Origin of the sequence: Streptomyces sp. NPDC002790 (genome assembly GCF_040295505.1) — a bacterium.
Classification (GTDB): domain Bacteria; phylum Actinomycetota; class Actinomycetes; order Streptomycetales; family Streptomycetaceae; genus Streptomyces.
Map to the genome: position 1 here is coordinate 106,720 of NZ_JBEOVM010000011.1, position 8,909 is coordinate 115,628.

The 8,909-nt window shown below is 69.3% G+C and carries 6 protein-coding genes and 1 riboswitch; of the genes, 4 read left to right on the top strand and 2 right to left on the bottom strand.

Annotated features, from left to right (window positions below; translation table 11 throughout):
- Nucleotides 1-89: 89 nt before the first annotated feature.
- Nucleotides 90-620: a DUF6082 family protein gene (locus ABT004_RS09015; protein ID WP_351333068.1), complete on the bottom strand. Its 531-nt coding sequence runs from the start codon at nt 618-620 to the stop codon at nt 90-92.
- Between the two features lie 344 nt (nt 621-964).
- Between ABT004_RS09015 and ABT004_RS09020 the strand changes: the two genes are divergently transcribed.
- Nucleotides 965-2,077, top strand: a complete 1,113-nt coding sequence (locus ABT004_RS09020) for a CobW family GTP-binding protein (RefSeq protein WP_351333070.1) — start codon at nt 965-967, stop codon at nt 2,075-2,077.
- A gap of 13 nt (nt 2,078-2,090) precedes the next feature.
- On the opposite strand, the gene ABT004_RS09025 is transcribed toward ABT004_RS09020, so the two are convergent.
- Nucleotides 2,091-4,547, bottom strand: a complete 2,457-nt coding sequence (locus ABT004_RS09025; protein ID WP_351333072.1) for a DNA gyrase/topoisomerase IV subunit A — start codon at nt 4,545-4,547, stop codon at nt 2,091-2,093.
- 294 nt (nt 4,548-4,841) lie between these two features.
- On the opposite strand from ABT004_RS09025, the gene ABT004_RS09030 reads away from it, so the two are divergent.
- The 3 genes from ABT004_RS09030 (at nt 4,842) to ABT004_RS09040 (ending at nt 8,785) form a co-directional block, all read left to right on the top strand.
- On the top strand, nt 4,842-6,185 hold the full coding sequence (locus tag ABT004_RS09030) for a M16 family metallopeptidase (RefSeq protein ID WP_351333105.1): 1,344 nt from the start codon (nt 4,842-4,844) through the stop codon (nt 6,183-6,185).
- 17 nt (nt 6,186-6,202) lie between these two features.
- A complete protein-coding gene (locus ABT004_RS09035) occupies nt 6,203-7,570 on the top strand; it encodes a M16 family metallopeptidase (protein ID WP_351333107.1) in 1,368 nt (455 codons plus the stop codon).
- Between the two features lie 239 nt (nt 7,571-7,809).
- Nucleotides 7,810-7,971, top strand: a riboswitch (cyclic di-AMP (ydaO/yuaA leader).
- Between the two features lie 13 nt (nt 7,972-7,984).
- Nucleotides 7,985-8,785 (top strand): M23 family metallopeptidase, encoded by an 801-nt coding sequence (locus tag ABT004_RS09040; protein WP_351333074.1) that lies wholly within the window; start codon nt 7,985-7,987, stop codon nt 8,783-8,785.
- Nucleotides 8,786-8,909: the final 124 nt, after the last annotated feature.

Below are 8,909 nucleotides of genomic sequence, written 5' to 3' on the forward strand. Positions count from 1 at the left end.
ATTAGTGCGTCGCATGGGGCCTGCGGACACCGATTCGCCTTTCGCCAGGGGGAGTTGCCGTGCAACTTCACCGCTTCGGGGGAATCCCGTCAGTCCAACGGTGGCTCGCCGACGACCCACCACTCCTCCGTGTCCGCGGCGGCCTCGATCTCGTGGAACAGGGCCTCTGCCATGCGGCCGATCTCTGCCTCGCTGGACGAAGGGTCCAGGGAGGCGCGGTGGGGGCGCGTGGCCTCCCAGTACTCGCGCATGTGTGGGCTCTGGAACAGCTCCCGAAGGATGCCGAACAGTTCGCGCTGGTCGTGCAGGCCGGACTCGTAATTGTGGAAGGCGTTGATGTACCAGAGGTTGGCGTACATGTACTGACGCCGCTTCTGTGGAGTGAGGTCCAGGCCGTAGTTGTCGATCACGACCGCGAGGGCCGGGTCGTCGATCGCCTTGCTCAGCAACTCCCAGTGCATGCGCTGCTGATGTGCGCGGGCCAGGCGGCGGCGCTCCTGCGAGGCCGACTTCGTGCCCGGTCCGAAGCGATGCCACAGATGTGTCGCGGTGCCACCCGCGAGTCCGCCCACGGCAGCGGCGACTACCGTCCGGCACATTCCTTGGCTCTGTGTGGTCATGTCAACCCCCGATTCAGGCGACCGTGCGCCGGTCGTCGGATGCGGGGCGACGGAGACGGAGACCGGCGGCGGTGGGCGGCGCGCTTGCCGACTCCCAGGATGCCGGGCGGCTCTGACCGGCGGGGAGGCGGAGAGGAGGCGCACGGGTGGATGCTCAGTTCGCGAAAACCGGCGCCATGTCAAACGTGTGCCCAGCGCGCGCCGTTAGCAATCGTTCACTTCGCGGCCTTTCCGCCCGCTCGTATCCTGGGGCGGCATTCATTCTTCGTACGAGAGCCGGACCCTGAACCGGCGTGCGCTGCGGCGCGTGCCGCGGCGTGCGGGTCGGTGTGAGAGAGGTCGAGTTGAGCAAGGCCAGCCCGCAGCAGATCCCCGTCGTCGTCCTTGCCGGCTTTCTGGGGTCGGGGAAGACCACGTTGCTCAATCATCTGCTGCACCGCAGCGGGGGCACCCGGATCGGGGCGATCGTCAATGACTTCGGGGCCATCGAGATCGACGCGATGGCTGTCGCCGGGCAGCTGGGCGACTCGACGGTCGCGCTCGGCAACGGATGTCTGTGTTGCGCGGTGGATGCCAGTGAACTTGACGTGTATCTCGATAAGTTGACTCGGCCCGTCAATGACATGCACGCCATTGACGTCATCGTGATCGAGGCGAGTGGCATCGCGGAGCCTCAAGAACTCGTGCGTATGGTGCTGGCCAGTGACAACCCGCGGATCGTGTACGGAGGGTTGATCGAGGTCGTCGACACCGCCGAGTTCGACGCCACCCGCGAGAAGCACCCCGAGGTGGACCGGCACCTGGGGATCGCGGACCTGGTCGTGGTGAACAAGGGCGACCGCGTCGGCCCGGACGACCGTGAGCGGGTCCTGGGCGCCGTGCGGGCCGCGGCCGGCCGGGCCGCCGTGGTGTCCGCGTCGTACGGGCGCATCGACCCGGCGCTGCTCTTCGACTGCCGCCCCACCGAGGAGCGGATCGGGCAGCTGTCCTTCGATGATCTGCACAGGCATGACGATCATGGCGACCGTGACAGTTGCGGGGTGCACGGCGGGCATCTGCACGCCGCCTACGACAGCGTCGCGTTCACCTCCGAAGTGCCTATGGACCCCCGACGACTGATCGCGTTCCTCGACGGCAGGCCCGAGGGTCTCTACCGCATCAAGGGATATGTCGACTTCGGTGCGGGCGACACGGGTAACCGGTACGCCGTGCATGCCGTGGGGCGCTTTCTGCGGTTCTACCCGGAGCCGTGGCCGAGCGGCGAGGAACGCCTCACACAGCTCGTGCTGATCGGATCCGGCATCGACGCGACCGCCCTCGGCAAGCAGCTGGATGCCGCAAAGGGTGCCGCCACGAGCGACGCCCCACATGCCGCCGACGAGCAGGCCATGTGGGGCGTTCTCCGCTACGTGCAGGACAAGGGCGAGGCGGAGGAAGTCGCGGACTACGCGCCCTAGACCAGTCCCGGCCCTAGACCGGCCCCGCCGTCGCCGCCACCGTCTTCGGCAGGGACAAGCCCGAACCGTCGCGGCGCGGGTCCATCTCGGGCAGCTCCGCCGGCGTGCCGTTCTTCTGCGCCGCACGCGCGGGTGCCGGTCCTGCCCAGGCCAGGCTCAGACAGTCCTCGCCCTTCAGGAAGCGCTGGCAGCGGACGCCACCCGTGGCACGCCCCTTCCTCGGGTACTGGTCGAACGGTGTGAGCTTGGCCGTCGTCTGCACCGAGTCGTCCAGCGTGCCGCGCGAGCCGGCCACGGTGAACACCACCGCGTCGACTGCCGGGTCGACCGCCGTGAACGAGATGACCTTTGCGCCCGTCGCGAGCTTCACGCCGGACATGCCGCCCGCCGCGCGGCCCTGTGGGCGCACGATGGAGGCCTGGAAGCGCAGCAGTTGTGCGTCGTCCGTGATGAACACCAGGTCTTCCTCACCGGTGCGCAACTCCGCGGCGCCGACGATGCGGTCACCCTCCTTGAGGGTGATGACCTCCAGTTCCTCCTTGTTGGACGGATAGTCGGGCACCACGCGCTTCACGATTCCCTGTTCGGTGCCGACCGCCAGTCCGGGCGAGGACTCGTCCAGGGTCATGAGACACACGACCGTCTCGTCCGCCTCCAGGGAGGAGAGGAACTCGGCGACCGGGGCGCCTCCGGAGAGGTTCGGCGCGGCGGCCGAGTCCGGGAGCTGTGGCAGGTCGACCACGTTCAGGCGCAGCAGGCGCCCTTCGGATGTGACGACGCCGATCTCACCGCGAGCCGTCGCGGGGATCGAGGAGACGATCACGTCGTGCTTCGTGCGCTTGGTGTCTTCAGCTTCGGTGAAGGGATCGCCGTTCGCCGTACGAGCAAGGAGCCCGGTCGAGGAGAGCAGTACACGGCACGGGTCGTCGGCGACCTGGAGCGGAACCGCCGACACCGGGGCGCCCGCCGACTCCAGGAGCACCGTGCGCCGGTCGTCGCCGAACTTCTTCGCCACGGCGGCCAGTTCGGAGGAGACCAGCTTGCGCAGCTCGGAGTCGGAGTCGAGGATGCCGGTCAGCTCGTCGATCTCGCCGTTGAGCTTGTCGCGCTCCGCGTCCAGCTCGATGCGGTCGAACTTGGTGAGGCGGCGCAGCGGCGTGTCCAGGATGTACTGCGTCTGGATCTCGCTCAGCGAGAAGCGCTCGATCAGGCGTTCCTTGGCCTGCGCGCTGTTGTCGCTGTCCCGGATGATGCGGATGACCTCGTCGATGTCCACCAGGGCGACGAGGAGGCCCTCCACCAGGTGGAGCCGGTCCTGCTTCTTGCTGCGGCGGAACTCGCTGCGGCGGCGCACCACGTCGAAGCGGTGGTCCAGGTAGACCTCGAGGAGTTCCTTGAGGCCGAGGGTGAGCGGCTGGCCGTCCACCAGCGCCACGTTGTTGATGCCGAAGGACTCCTCCATGGCCGTCAGCTTGAAGAGCTGCTCCAGGACGGCTTCCGGCACGAAGCCGTTCTTGATCTCGATGACCAGGCGCAGGCCGTGCTCGCGGTCCGTGAGGTCCTTCACGTCGGCGATGCCCTGGAGCTTCTTGGAACCGACCAGTTCCTTGATCTTCGTGATGACCTTCTCGGGGCCGACCGCGAAGGGCAGCTCGGTGACGACGAGGCCCTTGCGGCGCGCCGTCACGTTCTCCACGGAGACCGTCGAGCGGATCTTGAACGTGCCGCGGCCGGTCTCGTACGCGTCCCTGATGCCGGACAGGCCGACGATCCGGCCGCCCGTCGGCAGGTCGGGCCCGGGAACGAACTTCATGAGCGTGTCGAGGTCCGCGCCCGGGTGTCGGATCAAGTGCCGCGCGGCGGCGATCACTTCACCCAGGTTGTGTGGCGCCATGTTAGTCGCCATGCCGACCGCGATGCCCGACGAGCCGTTCACCAGCAGGTTCGGGTACGCCGCCGGGAGGACGAGCGGCTCCTGCTCCTGGCCGTCGTAGTTCGAGACGAAGCCGACCGTGTTCTCGTCGATCGACTCAGTCATCAGGCTCGCGGCGGCGTCCGGACGGCACTCCGTGTACCGCATGGCGGCCGGGCGGTCGTCGTTGCCCAGGGAGCCGAAGTTCCCGTGCCCGTCCACCAGCGGGACGCGCATGGAGAACGGCTGGGCGAGGCGCACCAGTGCGTCGTAGATCGACGAGTCGCCATGGGGGTGCAACTTACCCATGACCTCGCCGACGACGCGGGCACACTTCACGTAGCCGCGCTCGGGGCGCAGGCCCATCTCGTTCATCTGGTAAACGATCCGACGGTGGACGGGCTTCATCCCGTCGCGGGCGTCGGGCAGGGCGCGTGAGTAGATGACCGAGTACGCGTACTCCAGGTAGGAGCCCTGCATTTCGTCGACCACGTCGACGTCGAGGATCTTCTCCTCGAAGTCGTCGGGCGGCGGGGTCTTCGTGCTGCGGCGGGCCATCGCGGCTGCGGCTCCTTCACCTACAAGAACGGTTACATGAACGGGAACTGTCGCGGACCATTGTGGACCGCCGCACTGACAACGCCGCTCGCGGCCCTTCAGTACCGGGTGTCGCACGGCCCCGGGAGGGCCGCCTGCTCGCTCACGGCGTAGCTCCGGCGGGAACTTCGCCAGGTGCCAGCACGCTTGCATACAGTGGCAGCACTTGCAGCAGTTCAGTGTTCCAGGACCTGCCGCAGTCCAGAGCTCACTGCGTATTCGCGTTGCACCGCGATCGAAGGGACGTACATGCCCATGGGTCACACGGCCACCGCCGAGGCCGGCTCCGGCGGCCTGACAGCGACCGAGCACCGGCTGGCCAACGGCCTGCGTGTGGTGCTCTCCGAGGATCATCTGACCCCGGTCGCGGCGGTCTGCCTCTGGTACGACGTCGGCTCGCGCCACGAGGTCAAGGGCCGTACGGGCCTGGCTCACCTCTTCGAGCACCTGATGTTCCAGGGCTCGAAGCAGGTGCACGGCAACGGGCACTTCGAGTTCGTCCAGGGCGCGGGCGGCTCGCTCAACGGTACGACGAGCTTCGAGCGCACCAACTACTTCGAGACCATGCCCGCCCACCAACTGGAGCTCGCGCTGTGGCTGGAGGCGGACCGCATGGGCTCGCTCCTGACGGCCCTCGACGACGAGTCGATGGAGAACCAGCGGGACGTCGTGAAGAACGAGCGACGCCAGCGCTACGACAACGTGCCCTACGGCACCGCGTTCGAGAAGCTGACCGCCCTCATGTACCCCGAGGGGCACCCGTACCACCACACGCCCATCGGCTCCATGGCCGACCTGGACGCGGCCACCCTTGAAGACGCGCGGAACTTCTTCCGCACCTACTACGCGCCCAACAACGCGGTGCTGTCGATCGTCGGCGACATCGACCCCGAGGCGACGCTCGCCTGGGTCGAGCGGTACTTCGGCTCCATCCCCGGCCACGACGGCAAGCCCGCCCCGCGCGACGGCGCGCTCCCGGAGGTCATCGGCGAGCAGCAGCGCGAGGTCATCGAGGAGGAGGTACCGGCACGCGCCCTGATGTCCGCCTACCGGCTCCCGCAGGACGGCACGCGTGCGTGCGACGCCGCCGACCTCGCCCTCACCGTTCTGGGCGGCGGCGAGTCCTCGCGCCTGTACAACCGGCTCGTACGCCGTGACCGCACCGCCGTGGCGGCCGGTTTCGGTCTGCTGCGCCTCGCCGGAGCGCCCTCCCTGGGCTGGCTGGACGTGAAGACCTCCGGAGACGTCGAGGTGCCGGTCATCGAGGCTGCCGTCGACGAGGAGCTCGCCCGGTTCGCCGAAGAGGGCCCGAGCCCCGAGGAAATGGAGCGCGCCCAGGCCCAGTTGGAGCGTGAGTGGCTGGACCGCCTGGGCACGGTCGCAGGACGCGCGGACGAGCTGTGCCGCTACGCCGTCCTGTTCGGTGACCCGCAGCTCGCCCTGACCGCCGTGGGGCGCGTCCTGGACGTGACCGCCGAGGACGTCCAGGAGATCGCCAAGGCGTGCCTGCGCCCCGACAACCGCGCGTCCCTCGTGTACGAGCCGACCGCGCCCGCCGACACCGAGAACGCCGAGAACGCTGAGGAGGCGGGCCAGTGACCGAGCAGCTCGCGAACATGGACTTCCACCCCCGGCCGCAGGCGGGCGAGCCCAAGCCCTGGGCGTTCCCGGCCCCGGAGCGCGGCGCGCTCCCCAATGGGTTGACGGTGCTGCGCTGCCACCGGCCCGGCCAGCAGGTCATCGCCGTGGAGGTGCACCTGGACGCGCCGCTGGACGCCGAACCGAAGGGCCTCGACGGCGTCGCGACGATCATGGCGCGGGCCTTCAACGAAGGCACCGACAAGCACTCCGCCGAGGAGTTCGCCGCTGAGCTGGAGCGCTGCGGCGCCACGATGGACGCGCACGCCGACCACCCCGGCGTCCGTGCCTCCCTCGAAGTGCCGGCCTCCCGGCTCGCCAAGGGCCTCACCCTCCTGGCCGACGCCCTGCGCGCCCCTGCCTTCGACGACAGCGAGATCGAGCGCCTCGTCCGCAACCGGCTGGACGAGATCCCGCACGAGAGCGCCAACCCGGCCCGGCGCGCCGCCAAGGAGCTCTCCAAGCAGCTCTTCCCGGCCGACGCGCGCGTGTCGCGCCCGCGCCAGGGCACCGAGGAGACCGTCTCGGCCATCGACGCGGTGGCCGTGCGTGCCTTCTACGACCGGCACGTACGCCCCGCCGCCGCGACGGCCGTCGTCGTGGGTGACCTGACGGGCGTCGACCTGGACGCCCTGCTCGCCGACACGCTCGGCGCCTGGACGGGCGACACCGCGGAGCCGCGCCCCGTGCCGCCGGTCGTCGCCGACGACACCGGCCGCGTGATCATCGTGGACCGCCCCGGCGCTGTGCAGACGCAGTTGCTCATGGGGCGGGTCGGACCGGACAAGCACGACCGTGTGTGGCCCGCGCAGATCCTCGGCACGTACTGCCTGGGCGGCACTCTCACGTCGCGCCTGGACCGCGTACTGCGCGAGGAGAAGGGCTACACCTACGGAGTGCGGTCCTTCGCCCAGGTGCTGCGCTCCGCGCCCGACGGCAGCGGCGCCGCGATGCTCGCCATCAGCGGCTCGGTGGACACGCCGAACACCGGGCCCGCGCTCGACGACCTGTGGAAGGTCCTGCGCACGCTCGCGGCCGAGGGGCTCACGGACGCCGAACGGGACACCGCCGTACAGAACTTGGTGGGTGTGGCCCCACTGAAGTTCGAGACCGCGGGGGCCGTCGCGAGCACCCTCGCCGACCAGGTCGAGCAGCACCTGCCGGACGACTTCCAGGCGCAGGTGTACCGGCAGCTGGCCGCCACGGGCACCGTGGAGGCCACGGCCGCCGTCGTGAGCGCGTTCCCCGCGGACCGCCTGGTGACGATCCTGGTGGGCGACGCCGAGCAGATCGAGGAGCCGGTGAAGGCGCTCGGTATCGGCGAGGTCACTGTGGTCGCGGGCTGAGTTCGTCTCCCGCGGCACGTCCGAAGCCCCGGCGCCGCTCCCGGCAGCCGGGGCTTCGTGGTGTCGGTCACGATCACCCCCAATCACCACACGTTCCCAAATGTCCGTATTGGCGTAGTGGTTGCCTGTCTGCCCTGTGGCGTGCGCTACAAAAGTCGGGTTCTGTTTGTTGATTCAAAGACGCCCCGCTTAGCGTTCCCTCCGGCTGTTCGCCAGACGTACGTCGCGCCCGCGACACCGGACAGTCATCGCCGAGTCCCCGTGGTGCGAGCCAGGGGAGCCGGGGACCCACCGAAGTCCCTGGGGTGAATCGGGCGCTCTTCCCGCAAGGGGAGGGGCCCGTAGGAGACCTTCCTGCTCCGAACCCGTCAGCTAACCCGGTAGGCGAGAAGGAAGGAAAGGACCAGCCACTTCATGGGGTTCACCCGTGCCACCGGGAAGCACCGCCGTCCCAGCCGCCTGACGCGCACCACCGCTCAGTTCGCGGGCGTCGCCGCCATCACCACGACGGGCGTGGTGGGTGGCCTCGCCGCTCCCGCCCTCGCCGCCGACACCGCGACAGCGCCGCACGACGGCCTCACGCAGGCCGTCGCCATCGGCGACTCCCTGGCCGAGCAGATCGACGCGCAGGCCACCGCGCAGCAGAAGGCCGCCGCCAAGGCGAAGGCCGAGGCCGAGGCCAAGAAGAAGGCCGAGGAGGCCAAGCGCAAGGCCGAGGCGGAGGCCAAGAAGCGGGCCGCCGAGAAGGCCGAGAAGGAGCGCGAGGCCAAGGAGCGCGCCGCTCGCGAGGCCGAGCGCAAGCGCCTGAACAGCTTCGTGTCGCCGATCTCCGGCTCGTACGTCTCCACCGCCTACCAGGCCGGCAGCGGACTCTGGTCCTCCGGAAGCCACACCGGCATCGACTTCCACGCCTCCAGCGGCACTTCGGTGCACGCGGTCGGCATGGGCACCGTCGTCGAGGCCGGCTGGGGCGGCGCGTACGGCAACAACGTCGTGATCAAGATGAAGGACGGTACGTACACCCAGTACGGTCACATGTCCTCGATCGGCGTCTCCGTCGGCCAGGACGTCACCCCCGGCGAGCAGATAGGCCTCTCCGGAGCCACCGGCAACGTCACGGGCCCGCACCTCCACTTCGAGGCCCGTACCGGCCCCGACTACGGCTCGGACATCGACCCCGTCGCGTACCTGCGCCAGCACGGTGTGAACGTCTGACCCGCAAGACCCCACGCACGCGAAAGCCCCGGCTCACCGAGCCGGGGGGTTGGCGTGGGGGGGGTGGCGTTGGCGAAAAAAAATACCCGGGTTCATTGCCCGCGGCGGGAATTCAAGTACGGGG